General features: G+C 39.2%; 10 protein-coding genes. All 10 read right to left on the reverse strand.

What is annotated here, in order from left to right:
• Positions 1 to 23: 23 nt before the first annotated feature.
• Positions 24 to 1,724 carry a ribulokinase gene (locus ACLMCG_RS03075; RefSeq protein ID WP_413958748.1) on the reverse strand — a complete coding sequence of 567 codons (1,701 nt, stop codon included), beginning with the start codon at positions 1,722 to 1,724 and terminating at the stop codon, positions 24 to 26.
• Between the two features lie 127 nt (positions 1,725 to 1,851).
• Positions 1,852 to 3,843 carry an alpha-L-arabinofuranosidase C-terminal domain-containing protein gene (locus ACLMCG_RS03080; protein WP_413958749.1) on the reverse strand — a complete coding sequence of 664 codons (1,992 nt, stop codon included), beginning with the start codon at positions 3,841 to 3,843 and terminating at the stop codon, positions 1,852 to 1,854.
• Between the two features lie 53 nt (positions 3,844 to 3,896).
• Entirely contained in the window at positions 3,897 to 6,530 is a 2,634-nt protein-coding gene (locus ACLMCG_RS03085) for a glycoside hydrolase family 3 C-terminal domain-containing protein (protein ID WP_413958750.1), read from the reverse strand.
• A 190-nt stretch (positions 6,531 to 6,720) separates the two neighbouring features.
• A complete protein-coding gene (locus ACLMCG_RS03090) occupies positions 6,721 to 9,459 on the reverse strand; it encodes a T9SS type A sorting domain-containing protein (RefSeq protein ID WP_413958751.1) in 2,739 nt (912 codons plus the stop codon).
• Positions 9,460 to 9,723: 264 nt separating this feature from the next.
• Entirely contained in the window at positions 9,724 to 12,246 is a 2,523-nt protein-coding gene (locus ACLMCG_RS03095; RefSeq protein WP_413958752.1) for a glycosyl hydrolase 115 family protein, read from the reverse strand.
• Positions 12,247 to 12,312: 66 nt separating this feature from the next.
• Positions 12,313 to 14,250, reverse strand: coding sequence for a glycoside hydrolase family 97 catalytic domain-containing protein (locus ACLMCG_RS03100; RefSeq protein ID WP_413958753.1), 1,938 nt, complete (start codon positions 14,248 to 14,250; stop codon positions 12,313 to 12,315).
• Positions 14,247 to 15,629 (reverse strand): glycoside hydrolase family 43 protein, encoded by a 1,383-nt coding sequence (locus ACLMCG_RS03105; protein ID WP_413958754.1) that lies wholly within the window; start codon positions 15,627 to 15,629, stop codon positions 14,247 to 14,249. The genes ACLMCG_RS03100 and ACLMCG_RS03105 overlap by 4 nt, the downstream gene beginning before the upstream one ends.
• A gap of 41 nt (positions 15,630 to 15,670) precedes the next feature.
• Complete coding sequence (locus tag ACLMCG_RS03110) at positions 15,671 to 16,543, reverse strand: alpha/beta hydrolase (RefSeq protein ID WP_413958755.1); 873 nt, start codon at positions 16,541 to 16,543, stop codon at positions 15,671 to 15,673.
• 310 nt (positions 16,544 to 16,853) lie between these two features.
• The gene (locus ACLMCG_RS03115) at positions 16,854 to 18,503 is read right to left on the reverse strand and encodes a glycoside hydrolase 43 family protein (protein WP_413958756.1); all 1,650 of its coding nucleotides are present in this window, start codon (positions 18,501 to 18,503) and stop codon (positions 16,854 to 16,856) included.
• Between the two features lie 84 nt (positions 18,504 to 18,587).
• Entirely contained in the window at positions 18,588 to 20,306 is a 1,719-nt protein-coding gene (locus ACLMCG_RS03120) for a glycoside hydrolase family 43 protein (protein ID WP_413958757.1), read from the reverse strand.
• Positions 20,307 to 20,435: the final 129 nt, after the last annotated feature.

Consider the following 20,435-nt stretch of genomic DNA (forward strand, 5'->3'; position numbering starts at 1 on the left):
TTCAAAAAGTTAAAAATGAACAATCAGGAGTTCTGAAGTTCTTTCCTGTTGTTTTTCAGTTTGGTATTATATTCTACAAAATCAGCGAGCTTCTGGTATTGCTGCATTAATTCTTTGTAGTGCTTTACTTCTTCAGCTTTGGGTTGGTATTCCGCTTCAAATCCGGATCCCATTTTCATGCTTGCTTCCTGCACTGTAGGGTAAACTCCTGCTGATACGGCGGCATAAACAGCAGCTCCCAATGCGGGAGTCTGGTCTGAAGCAGCTACTGCAATAGGCATATCCAGAACATTAGCAAGTGTTTGCATGATAAATGGAGATTTCCTTGCTACCCCTCCAATTCCAATTATTTTATTGATTTTCAGACCTTCTTCTTCAAAACGGTCAACGATCTTTTTAGCGCCGAAACAAATGGCATTAACCAAAGCTTTGAAAATATGGGGAGCTTTTGTTCCCAGAGAAAGTTGACTGATGGCTGCTTTTAGCTCCTGATCCGCATCAGGTGTTCTTCTTCCATTTACCCAATCCAGTGCAATCGGAACACTATCTGAAAGAGGAATTTTTTCTGCTTCAAGGGTTAATTTTCTGATAAGTTCATGTTCCATTTCAGCTGCCAGCTTTTTCTTCAGCTCTTCTGAAATACTTTCGGAATGCATCAAAACCTGATAAACAGGCCACATCAGGATATCTTTATACCATGCCAGAACATCTCCAAAGGCTGACTGCCCTGCCTCAAGTCCTATCAATCCGGGAATTACAGATCCGTCAACCTGTCCGCAGATTCCTTTTACGGTTGTATCCCCGATGTTTTCTCCTGAAGCCACCATGATATCACAGGTAGATGTTCCCATGATTCTGATCAGTGCATTTTCTTCAACCTTTGCTCCCACCGCTCCTGAATGAGCATCAAAAGTACCTACTGTAATAATCGTTTGTGTTGTAAGGCCTGTTTTTGCAGCCCATTCTTCATTCAGATATCCTGCAATTTCATTTGAAGTATATGTTTCCCTATATAATTTTCCTCTGAGCTCTCCCAGAGAAGGATCGAGCCTGTTGAGAAACTCTTCAGAAGGCAGACCGTCCCATGACTCATGCCACATTGCTTTGTGGCCTGCTGCACAACGGCTTCTTTTGAAGGTTGACAAATCTTTATGATCTGATAAAACGAAGGTCATATAATCACAATGTTCCATCCATGTATAAGCCCTATTTTTAACCTCTTCATCCACTCTGCTGATGTGTAATATTTTGGCCCAGAACCATTCTGATGAATAGATACCGCCTTCAAATTTTGTATAATCTTCACCTCCCCATGTTCTTGCAAGGGTATTGATTTCTTCGGCTTCCTGAATAGCAGTATGGTCCTTCCATAAAACCATCATAGCATTAGGATTCTCTTCAAATCCTGGAACAAGTGCTAAAGCTTTTCCTTCACTTGTTACCGGAAGCGGTGAAGAGCCTGTAGTATCAATACAAATGCTGACGATCTGTTCCGGAGGTACTCCACTTTCATTTACTACTTGTACAATGGTCTTCTCCAGTCCTTCAATATGATCTAAAGGATGCTGTCTGAAACTATTGGCTGAGGGATTACAAAATCTACCTTCTTTCCATCTCCGGTAATAGCTGACTGATGAAATTATTTCGGATCCGTTTTCAGTATCGATAAGGACGGCCCGCACGGAATCTGTACCATAGTCCAGCCCGATAACATATTTTTTCATGGTGGTAAACGTTTTTGATGATTGAGATTTTTATTTCTCCTGATGAGATAAAAGCAAATATAAGATTCTATTTTAAATAAATGTAAAAAACACACTTATTTTACATAATAATTTGATTAACAGTTTATTAAATTAGTTTTAACTTTAAAACCACTAAAGAACTGGCAGGAATTTCAGTGAATATTTTGCCAGTTTTGGCTTCAGAAATCTCTTCTTTAGGTTTCACTGGTTCAGCATCGAAATTATTTTCACTGGAAAGCTGAGGCGCAGACAATAATGTTTGAGTCAGTTTTTTATCAACTTTCAAATTTCCGGGATTGATGGTGATTCTTTTAGCCTGAGTATCAGTATTAACTATTTTAATAATGATTTCATTCCCTTTTGCATCTTTCACTGCTGTAGCATATAAATTTTCCTGCCCTGATAAAGCTTTTCCTTCATTTTCTATCTTCAGTAAATCTGTTCCTTTATTGTTGGAAAATAATTTTTGCACGTAATAATTAGGAGTGGCGTAAGATTTCAGATTATTAAACCAGATAAGATCAGGTGTCCACTGCCACCCTTCGGCATGCGCAAAAAGCGGTGCATAAGAAGTCATATAGACAACATCTGCATTTCTTTCGAGACCGGTCATGAAAGCAGCTTCTGAAAGTGCTGTCAGCCAGCTATTCTTATTATCCGGCTTCACTACACCTACAGACTGAGCGGCATATTCCCCGGCAAAAACTTTGGGTCCGGAACGGTCATAATGGTCATATCTTCCGGCATTTTTCATGAACCAGTCGGGTGAATTGTAATAATGCTCATCAACAATCTGTGCGTTAAGCTGTTTCAACTCTTTCCAGCCATATTCAAAGAATTCGCCATCAGGTGATGGTCCGCTTCCTGAAATAATCTTAATGTCAGGGTATTTTGTGTGGATAGCTTTTTCAAAAACTTTATAACGTTCAATATAATCTGCTCCCCATTGCTCGTTCCCAACTCCAATAAATTTTAAATTAAAAGGCTTTGGATGTCCCATTTCAGTTCGGATTCTCCCCCATTTTGTTATTTCGGGATCTCCGTTGGCAAATTCAATGAGGTCCAGAGCATCCTGAACATAAGGATCAAGGTCCTCCATTTTCACCAGCTCTGCCGTATTGAACTGACATGCCATTCCACAGCTCAGAATAGGGATGGGTTCTGCGCCCAGATCTTCGGAAAGCTGAAAATATTCAAAAAATCCCAACCCGAAAGACTGTCCGTAATCCGGTGTAAGCCTGTGCGGAAATCCAGTGCTCCATTTATTGATAAGATATTCACGGTCTGCCACATTTCCTACTGTTTTTTTCCACTGATATCTTTCTGCCAGTGTCCTTCCTTCAACAATACATCCACCCGGAAACCGTAAAAATCCAGGTTGTAAATCGTATAGTTTTTGTACCAGATCTTTGCGCAAACCACCTTTTCTGCCTTTCCAGGTATCCTGAGGAAAAAGTGAGATCATATCCATATTCACAATTCCGTTTCCAATAAATGTAATCCGGAGTCTCGCTTTTTCAACCGTTCTCGAGACTTGTAAAGCAGTATTGTATTTTTGCCATCCTTTTTCTCTTATGAGCGTGGAAACCGAAGAAATTTCTTTTCCTTTTTCATCAACAAGACTAGCCTTTACTGCCGAAATATTTCCTGAAACATTTTCCAGATCAAAACTGAAATCATATTTTTCACCTTCATGAAGACCAATTCCCCTGAAACCTTCATTTTCCAGAATATAATTTTTATCATTCAGAACAGTAATTCGTGCATAATTTTTATTGGTTTTGGCAGGATCAGAATAAATAGTCAGAAACCCGGAATCAAGATTAGGAGAAAGCGTTTTTGTATTGGGCTGTATCCATCCTGTAAAAGGTTCATCAAATTCAAAGCTTCGGTTTTTAATCAATTCAGCATATATTCCTCCGTCTGCTGCAAAATTGATATCTTCAAAGAAAACCCCGTACATGGTAGGTTGTATTTTAACAGGTGCCGGAGTTTCTTTCAGATCCAGGTTAAAAGTACGAACCGTATTATTCTGAGCCGAAAAAAAAGCAGCACTAAGGGAAATCGCGATGGAAAATATTTTATTTTTTGTTGTCATAGATCGTATATTTTGAAAGCTAAAGCATGTCTCAATTTATCCTGAATCAATTTTCATTTTACTTTTAACGAAATGTTTTTCAATCCTGCATCATCAGAAGTTCCGCCATAAAAAATGGTATAGTCGCCGGGTTTTGCAACCAGATCATCTGCTTTTTCATCGTAGAACGCAAATGAGTCTTTAGAGAGAGTCAGCTGAATATTTTTTGTTTCTTTGGATTTAATCAGAGTTCTTTCAAAAGCCCTTAACGTTTTTACCGGTGCCTGGGCATCATTATTTCTTTTGATATAAACCTGAACGACTTCTTCTCCATCCCTTTCTGAAACATTGGTTACGGGAATTGTGATCGTCACATTTTCGCTGGTACTGATCGTATTTTTGCTCAGTTTAGAATCTCCGTAAACAAATTTGGAATAGCTCAAGCCATGCCCGAACGGATAAAGAGGTTTTTCCTTCATATAACGGTACGTTCTTCCCTGCATATCATAATTTTCAAATCCTTCGTGCTTGCTTGTCTTTGAAAGAGCATTGTCCAGCTGTTCAAGGTTTTTGTAAAAGGTAATGGGTAATTTTCCGGAAGGGTTATATTCCCCTGCCAAAACATCTGCTACGGCCGTTCCTCCGGACTGTCCGCCATACCAGGCGTTCAACAGGGCATCATAATTTTTCTCATCCTGTTCCAATCCCAGAGCGCTTCCGGTGCAAAGAACAAAAACAACAGGTTTGCCGGTTTTTCTAAGCTCCGCTAACAGGTCCCGCTGGACTTTAGGAAGGGCAATAGAAGTTTTGTCACCGCCTTTGAAGCCTTCTGCATTCACCATCATCTCTTCACCTTCCAGACTTGGAGAAAGTCCGCCTGCGAAGAGAATGACATCTGCATTTTTCACCTTTTCTCTCACCGAAGCAAAATTAACAGGGTCTTTTCTGTAGACCTCAAAGCTGATGCTTACATATTTTCCTTTTTGTGTATGACGCAGTTCTATCTGGTATTCTTTTCCTTTTTCCATTTTTACAGAAAACTCTGAAGGATGTCTTGCGTCAGGTCCTTTCCTTGTTGCGATTTCTTTTCCGTCCACGAAAAGTGTATAGATATCAGAAGTGGAAGCAGAAAACACAACCTCCCCTGTATAAGTACTTTTGAAAATGCCTGAAATAATAGCTGAGGTATTTTCTCTTCCTACATTGGGTGCAAGTTGAGTACCTCCAAAGCTGTTGTAGCTGATCGTAGTGGAATTTACGGAAGTATTAGCCGGCTGCCCTTTGAATTCATTATTATTGAAGAAATCTACTTTCATTCCTTTTGCACCGTTTTTCTGACTGATAAAATTCTGGTATAATGACGTTCTGGACGAAGGATCTGTTACTTCGCTTCCTTTTTCGTAAATAATTTCAGCATTCGGGAATTTGGTTTTGATTCCGTCTAAAATCGTTACAATGGAAGAAGGAGTTCCGTTATAGTTTCCTAACTGCATCAATCCGTCATCAGCATTCGGGCCTACAACGGCAATTTTTTTAATATTTCTGCTGAGAGGCAGAACATTCTTTTCGTTTTTCATCAGCACAATTGACTTTTGTGCCATTTTCAGTGCCTGCTTTTTATGTTCTTCAGAATCTACTACAGAATACGGAATGGTATTCCAGTGAACGGAAGATTTCGGATCAAGCATTCCCAACTCAAACCACCCTTTCAGGATTCTGCGCATCGACTCATCAATATCTTTTTCAATAATCAGTCCGCTTGCCAGAGATTTATTCAGATTGTTATAGGTATCTCCGCATTCCAGATCCGTGGAATGTTTCAAGGCATCTGCTGCGGTTGTTTTTTCGTCAGGATGAGTGCCATGGTATTTTTTCTGAAAGAAATCGGCCAGTGCCCAGCAATCTGAGACCACCATTCCGTCATACTTCCATTTTCCACGGAGAATTTCAGTAAGTAAAGTGTTGTTTGCACAACATGGCTGCCCGTCAAAAGCATTGTAGGCACACATTACTTCTCTTACATTTCCTTCCTGAACCAATGCTTTGAAAGCGGGAAGATACGTCTCATACAGATCTCTTTTTGATATTTCTGCGTTATAGGAATGGCGGTTCCATTCCGGTCCGCTGTGTACCGCAAAATGTTTGGCGCAGGCGTGGGTTTTAAAAAATTTCGGGTCGCTTCCCTGCAAACCTTTTACTGCAGCAACGCCCAGAACGGAGGTAAGATAAGGGTCTTCACCATAGGTTTCCTGGCCTCTTCCCCATCTTGGGTCACGAAAAATATTGATATTGGGTGTCCAGAAGGTCAGTCCTTCGTATCGTCCTGTTTTCATAGCTTCATCAAAAGATCTGTTGTATTTTGCCCGTGCTTCATCAGAAATCATTTCAAAAGTTTTAAAATGCTCCGGAACATCCCATGTAGCAGCCATCCCGATAGCCTGTGGAAAAACAGTAGCTGTTCCTGCTCTTGCCACCCCGTGAAGAGCTTCATTCCACCATCCATAGGCTGGAATTTCCAGACGCGGAACTGCCTGTGAATTATCCATCATCATTCCTATCTTTTCTTCTGTTGTCAATAAGGAAAGAAGGTTTTCTATTCTTTCATTAACAGGAAGATCAGGATTCCTGAACGGGTATTTATAATGGCTCTGGGCAAAAAATAAAGATGCTGCCAGGGTTGTACATAAGGTTAATACAATTCTTCTCATAAAGATTATGGTTTCAATAAAATCTGAAAACTCTAGAAATTTTTGTTGTTAATAATTTTACCTGCAGATTTTGCGGATTTCACAATTGACTGTATATATTTTAAATCTTGTCTGTTTTAATCTTTCAATACATCATCGATGGTAGTAAATGAGCCATCATAAACTGACTTATGATGGCTTTGAGTTCAATTTATTCTTTAACAAATTTTTGTGTGATCACTGTGTTATTCTTATAAGCAACTTCAATGAAGTAAATACCAGACGGAAAACCTGTTACATCAATATGGTTTTTCCCTGTATTTATTTTCAATCCGGACACAATAACACCTCCTCTTCCATCAAAAATAACAGCCGCAGCTTCTGAAAAATCAGAATCAATGAAAAGATCTTTTTTTACAGGGTTGGGATATATTTTAACCTGTTCTTTTTTCGTCCCAGCAAGAATATTCCTGGCGCTTAATGATCCAAAATTTAAAGGAAGAACGTTTGCAGAATATGTATTTTCTTCTGTAAGATAAGCTTTAAAGGATCCCATTACAGGCTCATTTCCTGCAGTTACCTTATAGAAACCTGTTATGCCGTTTTCTGTTTTCAAGACATAGGCATTGGCGGGAACTTTGATACTCTGATAGACTCCGTTCATCTGATTGACAGTGATTGCTTTGGGTGTGGAAACATTTCCTGAACCATTGAAAGTAATATTTCCTGTAGCATTGATGATTACCGGAGTGTTTGCAGGAATGATCCCGTTTGAAATTGCGGTACAATTGATATTACCTGCATCCGGAGATATCAGATAAGCAGTAACTCCGGAAGGTATATTAGCCTGGAATGGCAAGATCAGCATATCATAACCATTAAATGTACGGCTGTAAGAAGCGTTATTGGCTGTAAAACTGAACGGTACCTGAAAATCCATACCCTGGCCGGAGAGAACAAGATTTGAACATGCAGCACCTGAAATCACATTATTGGCAGATGAACTTACGTTTGAATTCACATAATAAATGCTGTTAGAGTTAGCGCTCATAGGCTGCCAGTTGTTTGAGGAAGTAATGCCTGCAGTATTTCTGAAATCGACTGATGTATAGTAGCCATTTTCCAGCGCATCCATCAGATTGCTGTCACTTGCGGAATAAGTTCCTCCGAATTTTGAAGCATTTTCATTTCCTACATTAAAATAAACGTCTCCAAGATTAAGGGTTAGTACAGAGCTGTAGTTTGAATTTCTCAGTCCCAGAATCCCTTTGCATCCGTCTGTAAGAACCTGTCTTGAAATATCGAATGTCATATCAAAATTTCCTCCCTGAGGAAAATTAATCTTTCCATAGTTATAAGATTTCGTTACGCCCTGGCTGTTGATATAGTATAAAGTTGTATTGTCCGAATAACTTTGTCCTGCCGTTGTATAGCTGTTTACATGCAGGATCAGTTTATTGTACCTGTCGTTAAGCTGGAGATATCCGTTAGCCGCGGTCATATTATTGCTGATAAGAGGACTTGGATTGGAGAACGTCACTGTTGTATTGCTGATATTGAATCCTGTCCCAAAAGATGTACTGGTAGCCGTTTGTGTTTCAATTTTATTATAATGAATATCACCGCCTGTCATCAGAGAAGCAGGCCTGTCACCACTTTTATTAAAAACAAATGTCATGACACTGGAAGGGCTGATATCAGCAGTAGGCCGGAATGTTGCTGTGCTCAAAGAAATAGGTGTGCTCACCATATTGGATTGTGTATTGGTAAGGACTTTTGTTCCTGAAGTTGTGTAAAAAGGCAGATCAACCTTCAAGCTATACGCATTTTGAGAAGGATTGATGACCATAAGAACGACCTGATTTCCATCCTGGGAAATATAGGAAGAACCTTGTAATACTCCGGTTTTGTCATCCCATTTCGCGTCTATTCTTGTTTTTCCCGTTGTATATTTGGCATAATGTGAAAGGATATAGCCTCTTTTGGTCATTACTCCTGCGGTGGTTCCATAAGTTCCGTCCCCCATTAAACCGTAATAACGTTTGGCGGAATAATGGATCCATGCATTGATATTGCCTAATAAAGCATTGTTGACGCTACTGGCAAAGGTAAATGCATCTGTATTCCAGCTGAAATCACGGGCCGGCTGAGTGGATGAAGAATTCCAGTTGATCAGATATTCTGTCTGCCAGATTTCTTTATTGTAATTCTGAAACTGCTTGTAGGTAGACTGGATGAGGCCATATTGATGTCCTCCATATACTTCAAAATTAGCCATTGCCGTGGGATCCAGCAAAGCACTGGCAAAATTATCCGTAAATCCCACACTTTCCGGAGCAATAACCTTACAGTTGATGAGATGTCCATAATTTTTTACAAATGTGGCAATTTGAGCCGGTGTCCAGATACAACCCTGGTACTGAGCCATTTCATCCGGTTCATTTTGAATGGAAATATAGTCAAGATCTACTCCGTTATTCTGAAGATAAGTAACAAAGCTGTTGAGATAAAGGGCATAGTCCTGATAATTTTCGGTTTTCAGATATCCTATCTGCTGTACTCCGTTGGTATCCGTGTACACGGCATTTACATGGTTATTGGTTTTCCAGGCTGCAGGCATTGTCCACGGTGTAGCAAAAATGGTAAGTCCCATTGATTTGGCAAGCTGTGCAGTAGCCAATACAGAACTCCAGTTACTGCTGTTTTCAGGAATATATAGTCTCATAATGTTATATCCACCTTCACTGGAAGCTCCCCAAAGATTCTGAATCTCCGAAGTTGACATATGGTTATAAGCAAACTGAGGACTGCACACAAACCCTCCGAACCCTCTTACTTTCTGATAAATAATATTTTTGTCAATTTTTACCGTTGTAAGCTGACCTTGCAGCATGCCGCTGAAAAATAAGACCATAAAATGAATGGCAACAAGACTTAAAAATTTTTTCATAATGTTTTGGTTTAAATATTTGTGATTTTGATGTAAACAATTAAAATAAGGGCAATATATACCCCGTCAAGACAGTTAATTTTCAAAAAACCATCAGGAAAATGCATTGAGTTATCAGGCAGCGATCCGTTAAATACAATTACTTACAGATATCCGCTGTTCTATTTCTTTACGCTCTGTTTTGGAACTGTATTTAAAATTGAATGTGAGTTAAGATTACTGTTTCATGGCTAAAGTGTTTGTTTGTTATGGATACTGGAGTATTCAGTGAAGCATTTCACTTTCCGGAGCCCCCAGGTAAGAAGGTTTTAGACCTCCGGTATTGATCAATATTTTTTCCAGAACAATGCCAGGTTCGAGCACTCTGAAACGTAATGTGTGTTTTCCTGCCTGCGAAATTGCGTGTTTTGTAATATATTTAATAATATGCTCTGACTGCCATTTTCCCAATTCTCCTTTGTAATGACCGTTGAAATTCACAATCTGCGGAGTTTCGTTGTCAAAAGAAATTTCGTAGCGAAGTCCTTTATTATGATTAAAATTTAAAGTCGGAGCTAATAATAATTGGACATCAAACTCACCTTTTGATTCAAAATTTATATCATATTCCAGCCAGATACTTTCATCGTTTTTAGGATAAGCATTCTGTGGAAAGGTTGTCACTCCTGATTTTGTCTTTCCAAAATCAGGAATCACTTCCCAATGGATTTTTTCTGATTGATGTATTCTTGCAAAGTTTTCCGCTTCAATAGATACATAACCGTTTTTTTCCTGAAATACTTTTTCTTTGGGAGCCTCAGTTTCCGAAATATAGGTGACTTCGGGCATTATATTTTCTTTTCCGTCCGCCCAGCTTTTGTACCCTATTCTCATCTGATCCATCATATGCTTCCATTTTCCTCCGGCTATTACATTGTTGTATTGATGGTCCAGATACGTGTTTCTTTCAAAACATGCCTTCACTTTATCTGCATAAAGATTGGCTTCAGTGTCTTTTTTTACTGCCAGTTCCCTGTTTTTTGCTACGGCATAATACATTTCATATAAATTACTGCAGGCATCAATAGGATACAAAACCAACTGATAATAAGCATCCTGGTATTCTGAAGAGATCTGTTCTTTTAGACGTAAGGCTTCTACTGCTAATGCCCTGTAATCATTGAGAACTGTTTCAAATTCATGATAATTCTCTAGGCTGTACGTTTTGCTGTCAAGGGTTTCAGGCGTTACTCTTCTGTTGTATTTGGCATAAAGATTAATCATCCTGGCAATCTCTTTGGCGTGTTTTTCCCCAAACTGCTGGGCAGACCACTTTTCAGTATATTCCAAAAGGTTTTTAGCATTAAACTGTTTTGGATTCCAGGCCATTTCCAGAAAAAAGCTGATGGGAAATTCCATGGGTTTTAAATCGCCTACATTCACTATCCAAAGTTTGTCCACCTTGTGCTCATAAGAAAGATTCATCTGTTCCCATACTCTCTGGATGGGGCTGATGTTGATCCATTTAGAATTTCTCGGTCCCCCCACATAATCGAAGTGGTAATACATTCCATATCCTCCTTTATGCAATGGTTTTGAAAGATCAGGAAGCTTTCTTACATTTCCCCAGTTATCGTCACAGAACAGTAGAATAACATCATCCGGAACCCGCATTCCTTTATCATAATAGTCCTGAACTTCTTTATACAATGCCCAGACCTGAGGAGTTTTTTCTGCTTTTTTACCAGTAACATCCGCAATGATTTTACGCTGGTCTTTTACAATTTTCTCCAGCAGGGAAATATTGGTTCCATCCCCCATTGCTTCATCGCCATCACCCCGCATTCCTACTGTTACGAGCTTTTCCCAGTTTTTGCTTCTTTCTATTCCTGACTTCCAGAATTTCTGTAGCACTTCTGCATTTTTACTGTAATCCCAGACATTCGGAAGATTATTTTTTTTGATATACCTGTGCCAGTCTGTTTGTGCCAAAGCAATAGGTTCATGGTGAGAAGTTCCCATCACAATCCCCATTTCATCAGCCAGCGGACCGCTCAGAGCATCATCGTCATAAAATGCTTTTCCCCACATTGCCGGCCAGATATAGTTTCCTTTCAGGCGCAGGATCAGATCAAAAACTTTTTCGTAAAACTGACTGTTTATTCCTCCGAAAGTTGCCCTTGCCCAACCTCCAAGCGAAGGTTCTTCATCGTTAAGGAAAATACCGCGATATTCTACAGCAGGCTCACCATCGGTATACATTCCTTTTTTGAAATATAAATTTTCCTTTACCGGAACCGGAACATCCGCCCAATAATACCATGGTGAAACACCTATCTGCTGAGACATTTCATAAACTCCATAAATAGTTCCTCTTTTATCACTTCCTGCAATCACAATGGCTTCGGTAACTCCTGGAAAAGGATTGCTGACATTCTGAATGATATACTTTTCTTTTTTCCCGGTTAATGCTTTTCCATCAAGTTTTTTTTGCCTGATTAAATCATCAATGACAGATTTTGTCCCTATAGTTCCGATAATTATTAAAGGTGACTGCAATCCTGAAATTTGGTTAAGAATCGCCGGCTGTTCTCCTGTCACTTTTTGAAAGTCAGTCTGCAGATTTTTCACCGCTCTCATAACCCCCTTATCTGTTCCGAAGTTGGTAAAGATCGAAAGATTGGTTGCTTTTTCTTTTAAAATAATACTTTCCGGGGTCTTTTCAGTATTGATGAACGGTTCTGCTGCATGAACCTGCAGACCAAACCCAAACAACACAACAAAGACAAATATTTTCAGATGATTCATAATCAGTTTTTTTTATTTTAAAAACTTTGTAGTCTTACTCAATTCAAACCTTACAGGTTTATTTCTTTAATTTCTCAGTACAAAACCACCCTGTTGCTGCACCTCAATACTGAAATCCCCCCTTCCATTTACTTTTACTTCTTTCTCTGAGGTGTTTCCTTTTGCATCATCATTGATAAATTTTACGGTTTTTCCAGCGAACATCGGAAGTTTTATTTTCAGTTTCCGGGATTGTTTTTCTGCATTCACGCCAGCTATATACCATTGATCTGCATGTCTTCTTGCAATCACTACATATTTCCCGGGATAACCGTCTATGAAGATTGTTTCATCCCAAAGTGTAGGAATTTCTTTCATAAAGCGGAGCTGAAATTCCGGAGCATCGGTCAGATTATTCGGCATTACGGCAAACATCTGAACGGGATTCTGAAACAGCACTGCTGTAGCCAGCTGAAAGCCATCCGTGGTATGCCTTTTATTTTTATCTCTGTTTGATTCTGTTAAATATCTATTAAGGAAACTTCCTCCAAATTCCATACTTCCCACTGTATTTCTGATGAAAGGATGAAGTGTAGCAAAAAAAGCTTCCTGCTTACGTACATCTTCTGAAAAATAAAGCATTTCTGAAGCAAGAACAGCTTCACTCCCTGCATAGTTCGGGTACATTACTTCCCAGCCTCTCGGTACCGTGGCTCCATGAAAAATAATGGTTAATCCATAATCGTTGGCATCGGATAAAATATCTTCATAAAGACGCATGGTTTCCTGCTTATCTCCTCCGAAAAAATCCACTTTGAGCCCTTTTACCCCGACATCTTTCAGCCATTTCATTTCTTTTTTACGTTCAACAGATGAGCTCATTTTGTTTCTCGGTCCCATCGGTGCGTCATTGGCTGCTCCATTGGAATTGTACCAAAGTAATACGCCTACATTTTTCGATTTTGCATACTGAATAAGAGTTTTCATTCGTTCTTTTCCAATATTTTTATCCCAAAGCGCATCCATAAGAATAAACTGATATTTCAGCGCGGCAGCAAGGTCTATGAATTTTACCTGATCATCATAGTTCATGCTTTTGTCCTGCCATAAAATCCAGCTCCAGGTGGATTTTCCGAACTGATACTCCTGTGAAGGCTCATACATCGGATCTACCACATCAAAAGGAATGGTGGTTTCCACGATGGATTTCAAAGAGCTGTCCACAGTAATTGTTCTCCACGGCGTTTTTCCGGGAAGTGAAATGGCTGCTCCGGTACTTCCGAAACCGTTATTTTCAGCAATATTCGGATAAGCTGCTTTATAAAGACTTTTTTCTGCTGTAGTTTCAAGATGAGAAGCACAATACATACTGTTCACTCCTGTCTCGGAAAGCAATACCCAACCCTCATTTCCGATATGGAACAGACCAGGGAAAACATATCCGTAATCAGATGATATTCCCAGCTCGGCATCGGCTTTATAACCAATTTCATAGCTTGGTGCTGTACGGGCGAAACCTGTCATTGGCTTCATCATAGGGGAAAGAAAAGTAGTCGTCTGTGACGGGAATCTGTAACCAGTAGTTTCTGACTGAACAACAACACTCAGGCGTTCTTTCATGGGTAGAATATTATATCGGAAAGCAATATTATTATTACTCACCTGGAATTCGATGCTTATCTGGTGCTGGTCCGCATTGGTGAAATTAACGGTTAAAGTATTTGTATTATAATGAACCTCAGATATTTTGATTTTCCGGTTTGTATATTTCTTAGAAATCACATCTTTTTGGCTGTCAGTAAATTTCAAATTCTTGGAAAAATCTGATTCATTCGTTATCAGGCCTAACGGAGATTTTTCAAGCATTATTTTTCCTTGAAAAGTCACATCATACAAAGCCTGCCCTCCTTCTGAAAAGACATGAAGCTTTATTTGGCCATCAGGACTTGAAACTTCTGCTACCTGCGCAAAACTTTTGCTTATTAGAAACAGGCTGAATACAATATATAATGCTTTTTTTCTCATAATTCATTATTTTCAAGAAAAGTCCAGTAATCGAAATACATAATATCTGTTGAAGCTTTTCCGCTGAATACAAAATACAGATCATGGATACCGGTAATCTTTTCAGAAATCTGCACTTTTACCGTTTCCCAGCGGTCATCACCACCAGTCATCGGAATCTTTACTGTGGCGGCTACCGGACCGTTCACAGCATCTAAATGAATGGCCATCGTTACGTCACTGTTGTGAGTAGTTCCTACTCTTGCGGAGAAAGCTGCGGCTCCTTTTTTTCGGAAATCCACATTTTTTACACTGGTATAAGCCCCATTTTTTTTGGCTTTGATGAAAACACCAGCCTCTTTATTCTGATAGGATTTTACATTTTCCGACCAGGCAATCATTTCCGCCTGATTGAACGAATAAGGATTAACTGTTGCGATAGCTTTTGTAATTCCGCTGGTCATTTTAAATGGTGAAATGGAGCCGTCTTTATTGAAGGTAAGCTCTTCCAGACTTACCGATCTTGTAAACCCGCTTCCGTTCGGCAATGCACCATTGTGATAAAAGAAATAGGTTTTCCCCCGGAAATCAATAACTCCGGGATGATTGGTGAATGACTTTTCTTCCGCTGGCATGATAATTCCACCATACTTCCAGGGTCCCTGTGCTGTTTTACCTGTAGAATATCCTATGAATTCCGGAAGCGGACCACCCGGCCAGAACAAATAATACAGATTTTTCCTTTTGTACAGCCACGGCCCTTCTTCATATTTTGAAGGTCTTTCCGGGTTAGGTTTTCCGTCTCTTTTGCCAAATGATTCTTCGGTCATTGGAACTTCTACAATATTTCCGGAATAGGAAATCATATCTTCATTAAGCTTTACGTATTTAAGCTTAGGATTTCCCCAATACATATGAGCCTGTCCGTCATCATCCACAAAAACCGTTGGATCAATATCACCCCATTCGCTCTGAACCAGAGGTTTTCCCAGCGGATCACGGAAAGGTCCCAACGGACTGTCACCTACAGCAACACCGATAGCTCCTTTATTATTGGTTTTGGACCACATCGGAACATACATAAAAAATTTTCCGTTTCTTTCTACACATTGTGCGGCCCAGGCATCGCGCTTTGCCCAGTCAAAATCTTTATACGAGAGAATTGTTCCGTGATCTGTCCAGTTGACCATATCATTGGTAGAATATACTTTCCAGTCGTTCATGGTGAACCACGTAGAATCATCTTCATCGTGTGTTGTGTACACATACAGCCTATCATTGTAGACCATCGGTGCAGGATCTGCAGTGTAATTGGTCTGCACAATAGGATTCTGTGCAAATCCCACTTGGGAAAAGCCTGTCATTAGAATTAAACTGACATATATTTTACAGATACTCATAGAATTGGAAATTTGGATTTAAAACTTTTAAGCCTGATATTTTATTCTGACTTCAGAATAAGATTAATGTCTTCTTGCTTTATCGGCTTGAAAAGCAATTGTGAAAACAGGTACAGATCATTTTTCCAGACCTTGAAGTCGTGACCGCCCGGTTCTACATAAAATATATGCGGAACATTATTTTCTGTAAGATAGTCACTTGTTCTTTTGCTGAAAGGCATCAGTCTGTCCTGATCTCCGCACGATATCCAAAGCAGTTTTAATTGTTTCGCTTTGGGTGGATCCGGAAGAAGTTTCTGAGGTTCTTTGGTATTCGGAGCAGCAGAGAAAGCACCTACCCATGAGAACTTGTCGATATTTCCAAGTCCGAAATTCAGGGTTTGTCCACCTCCCATAGAAAGTCCGGCAATAGCTCTGTCATTTCTGTCTTTTTTAGCTGGATATTTTTTTTCTACAAAGGGAATCAGATCATTCAGCAGATCTTTTTCAAAGATTGCAAAAGCTTCCACCTTGTCCTTTGCCATGATGTCTCCGGTAGCCCTGTCGTCTTTCATCGCCCGCCCGTTGGGAAGTACAACGATCATGGGAATAAGCTTTCCTTTGGCATACAGATTATCTAGAATAATTTGCGGAGTTCCATTTTTAAACCACTCTTTTTCATCCCCGCCAATGCCGTGAAGCAGATATAAAACAGGATATTTATTACTTTTTTTAAATCCGGGAGGTGTATATACCAAAGCTTTCCGTGTAGTTCCAACCGTTGATGACGAATACTGTATGGTATCAATTTTTCCGTGTGGAATTTCTTTTTTCTCGACATCAAAATCCGGTGGTGCTTTTTTCTCAAAAGCCTGTGCAGAAATAAAAACTCCTGACAGCATAAAACCTAATGCTAATACAATTGATTTATTCATGATTTTTTATTTGTAGTTTTAACACTTATTATTTTAGATAAAAAAATAATAGCAAGCTATTTAAAGTTTTATATTGATTATTTTTAACCACAAAAGGCACAAAAGTTTTAAACACTTAAGCTTTTTCAGAGCTAAACCTTATGCGTAATAAGTACACCTAAGTTTTGGGAAAATCTTTGATTTTCATCTTATGTGAACTTTTCTACACAATCATTTTTAAACTTACTTAAGTGAGCTCAAGTATTTTAGAATGAAATCCTTTGTGACTTTTGTGGTTAATAAAGTTTAAACATCTGAATACTTATTTTATTTATCTGTTTACAGCAAACTTTTCCCTGCTAATTTTGTTATTTTCATTCTCGGCTTTATTGACTCTGAAAAAATCTACATCTACAAATCCTCCGGTATTTTTTGTTGCATAATTGAAAACTGCGAATTTTGATCCCATAAAAAATCTCCGGTAATCAAAGATCATTTTGTAGTCTTTTGCCATTGTTGTCCAGTTCTTCTGATCGGTGCTATAATAAAAATCTGTAAGATCTTTTCCGAGGTTAAAATCGGCATCGATACGGAGAAAAACCTTATCCGAATCGAGAGGAATCCGTTTTTTTTCTTCTTTTTTAACTCCTGTAATCGCTTTTGTTTTACTATCCAGACTTACTTCATTGGTTGAAAAAACAATAAATTTTTCATTGCCTTCCTTTATTACAGACAAGATCCCGGAATCCCCGTTGAAAGCACTGAAGCCTGCAATATCTCCATCTTTCATTCCTTTGAGGTCCATTGCAACAACTGCTGAAGAAGTTGGTCCTTCCATTCTCTGAGTCAACGTATTAGGCGCTGCGTACAGATTGTCTGCTACTCTGCTGGTCTTCAGTCTCAGAAATCCTTTTCTTTTGGATAAAGACCATGCTTCATTCACCGGATTATGATTCCATTGCCATTGGATTTTCATCTTTTTATCAGAAAACTCATCACTTTCCACCAGATGATTTTTCGCTTTGAATGACGGAAGTGGAACTTTTCCCTTCAAAGGAACTTTTCCTTTATCTCCCAGTATCGGCCAGTCGTTTTCCCATTGAACTGGTAGCAACAACGGGACACGCCCCACTCCGTTTCTATCCTGAAAAATGAGGGAATACCAGTTCCCATTTTCATCATCTATCAAAGCACCCTGACCTGCATAGGAAAATCCTAAAAAATTATCTTCCAGGATTACTTTTTTCTCATACGGACCTGTCACTTTATCCGCTCTGTAAACTACCTGGCGGCGTTTTCCATTTCTGGGCCACGAGATCATCATCATATAATATTTTCCGTTTCTTTTAATGATCTGGTTCCCTTCCAGAAGTCCGGTTTCCGAAACATCCCTCTGAAACACCTCAGTTCCATCCGGGTTTCCGATTACCTCTTTAAAATCAGAACTCAGTTCAAAAATTTTATTGGAAGTGAAAACATATATTCTGTCATCGTCATCAAAAAACAGTGAAGCATCATGAAAATGCCGTGTTCTGGTGATCAGTTTCCATTTTCCCTTTTCGGGATTATCAGTCACATAGAAATAAGATTTGAAAGGTTCATCATTCGGAGAGAATAAAACGTAATATTTCCCTTTGTGATAGCGGATTGAAGAAGCCCATTGTCCCCTGCCGTAAACGGTTCCGTTCAATAAATCATATTTTGAATTGTCATTCAGGGTATCAAAAACATATCCGGACATTTCCCAATGTACCAAATCCCTGGAATGCATCACCGGAGCTCCCGGCATCAGATGCATGGTTGTACTGATCAGGTAAAAATCATTTCCGTTTCTGGTAATGGATAAATCCGGCGCATCTGCCCAAATGATGGGGTTTGTAAATGCCGTACCCTGTTTTCCGGAAGGATTTACCTGGGCTGAAAGAAGATTCAGCCCGATAAACCCTAATAAAGAAACTATATAAGATTTTTTGATTTTCAAAATGTACTTTGATGTTTGGTTTTACTTTTTCAATTTTAAAAGGGAACGCTTCCACAAGCTCAGTGTGACATTACTAATACTAACTTAATTCGGTACAATATCATTAGATAAAGTGCTGTACAAACCAATCAAACTTCCTGTAAAGCCTCCTGCAACGTCCGTAGAAAGAATATCTCCTGAAACAGGTCCTCCAAGATTTTTATAGTTTTTACCATCCAGTGAATAATTAAAGCTATGTTCATCTTTATCAGCAACCACCTGCAGTTTAACAGTTTTGGATAATGAAATCTTCTCGCTGGCGATCAGCTTTGATTGTCCTTTTTCTGTTCTTTCCAATACGATGTAGAAATCTTTATCTTTTTTCGTTATTCCGAAAACATAATTGAATGTTTCACTTTGATAACAGGTAATTCCTGCCAGTTCTTTTTCTGATTTTGGCTTAAAATCCAGTGTTACAGAAGTTTCAAATGATTCATGCTGCAATCTGTGGAACAGTGCCGAAACTGGAGCCAATGCCTTGATATTAGTTTCAAAAGGGTTTACTTTCACACCATTTTTTGTAACCGTAATAAAGCTTTCACGAGGTCCACGCATGGCAATCCATCTGTAGTCAAGGTTTTTATCAGTCAGTTTATCAGTATAGGTAAAGTTTCCGTTGGGAAAAAATCCGTTTTGTCCGTTTTGATTCTGAACTCCAGCTGGTAATTTCAATTTTGGTTTCATTGGAACCAGTCCGTTTTGGAAAACCGGGTATTTTCCGCTCCAGTCAACCGGAAGGATAAATGTTTCACGGCCTTTGTTGACCCTGTTCTTCTCATTCGGGCGTATCGCCAGAAATACTCCATAATATTGGCCATCCGGTGTTTCTACCAGATCAGCATGACCGGCCCAGTCAACTTTTTCCTTTCTGTCTTTCGGGAAATAACGCTGTGTCAAAATCGGGTTGTTTCCAGCCGGAACGTAAGGTCCTTTCGGAGAATCGGACATAAAAATAACTTCACTGTGATTTCCTCCGGTTCCTCCTTCGGCACACATCAGGTAATATTTACCGTTCTTTTTGTAAATATGGGGACCTTCGATCCAAATGGGTTTTTGGGAAAGATCCACGCCACCGTTTACAATAATCTTATCCGAGCCCGCAACTACCTGGTCTTTTTCGAGGTCATAGTCCCACATCTTAATAACACGATGACCATTGTACTGCTCGGTACCTTGTGGCGGAGCATCATTATGAACGATATATGCTTTTCCGTCATCATCAAAGAAAATTGCAGGATCAATACCTTCAAAATTCAGTTTTTGAACTTCGCTCCATCCTTTTGACGGATCTTTTGTTTTTACGACCATATTTCCAATACCACCCGCAAACTGGGTAGTAATCATATAAAAAGTATCGTTGTGCTTATTGTATTTGATGTCCGGAGCATAAATTCCATGGGAAATGCCTGATTTTTCAACCTTAAGCTGGGAAGGTCTGTCCAAAACATGTCCCACCTGTTTCCAGTTCACCAGATCTTTAGAAGTAAAAATCGGGACTCCCGGAAACATTGAAAATGAAGAATTCACAAGATAATAATCTTCACCTTTTCTGGTAATACTGGGATCAGGATAACAACCCTGTAAAATCGGAGAATAAAACTCATCCGGTTTAAGAGGATTGTCATTATATATTTTATCGTTTCCACGGTAAGTAAAGTCTGAGAATGTCTGGGCAGAAATAGAAGTCACCGAGAGCAAAGCAGCTGCTGCCAGCACATTCGTTTTATTCCTGAAGAAAGCTAAATTCATTATATTCTGTCTCATTATTATTCTTTTTTTATAGTTTTTAAAATGTATATTTTTGAAAAGGTGTTATTGTTCTTTTTAACGCTGAGTCCGCAAGTTTTTTAACTACTATCTTTTTGAGGTTCGCAAAGGCATTACACTCAGCTA

Source organism: Chryseobacterium sp. S90 (genome assembly GCF_047444895.1).
GTDB lineage: Bacteria > Bacteroidota > Bacteroidia > Flavobacteriales > Weeksellaceae > Chryseobacterium.

What these genes read in the sequence shown, in the direction of transcription:
- ACLMCG_RS03080 (WP_413958749.1), bottom strand. Translation starts at nt 3,843, where the DNA reads ATGACAACAAAAAATAAAATATTTTCCATCGCGATTTCCCTTAGTGCT.
- ACLMCG_RS03110 (WP_413958755.1), bottom strand. Translation starts at nt 16,543, where the DNA reads ATGAATAAATCAATTGTATTAGCATTAGGTTTTATGCTGTCAGGAGTT.
- ACLMCG_RS03075 (WP_413958748.1), bottom strand. Translation starts at nt 1,724, where the DNA reads ATGAAAAAATATGTTATCGGGCTGGACTATGGTACAGATTCCGTGCGG.
- ACLMCG_RS03085 (WP_413958750.1), bottom strand. Translation starts at nt 6,530, where the DNA reads ATGAGAAGAATTGTATTAACCTTATGTACAACCCTGGCAGCATCTTTA.
- ACLMCG_RS03100 (WP_413958753.1), bottom strand. Translation starts at nt 14,250, where the DNA reads ATGAGAAAAAAAGCATTATATATTGTATTCAGCCTGTTTCTAATAAGC.
- ACLMCG_RS03095 (WP_413958752.1), bottom strand. Translation starts at nt 12,246, where the DNA reads ATGAATCATCTGAAAATATTTGTCTTTGTTGTGTTGTTTGGGTTTGGT.
- ACLMCG_RS03090 (WP_413958751.1), bottom strand. Translation starts at nt 9,459, where the DNA reads ATGAAAAAATTTTTAAGTCTTGTTGCCATTCATTTTATGGTCTTATTT.
- ACLMCG_RS03120 (WP_413958757.1), bottom strand. Translation starts at nt 20,306, where the DNA reads ATGAGACAGAATATAATGAATTTAGCTTTCTTCAGGAATAAAACGAAT.
- ACLMCG_RS03105 (WP_413958754.1), bottom strand. Translation starts at nt 15,629, where the DNA reads ATGAGTATCTGTAAAATATATGTCAGTTTAATTCTAATGACAGGCTTT.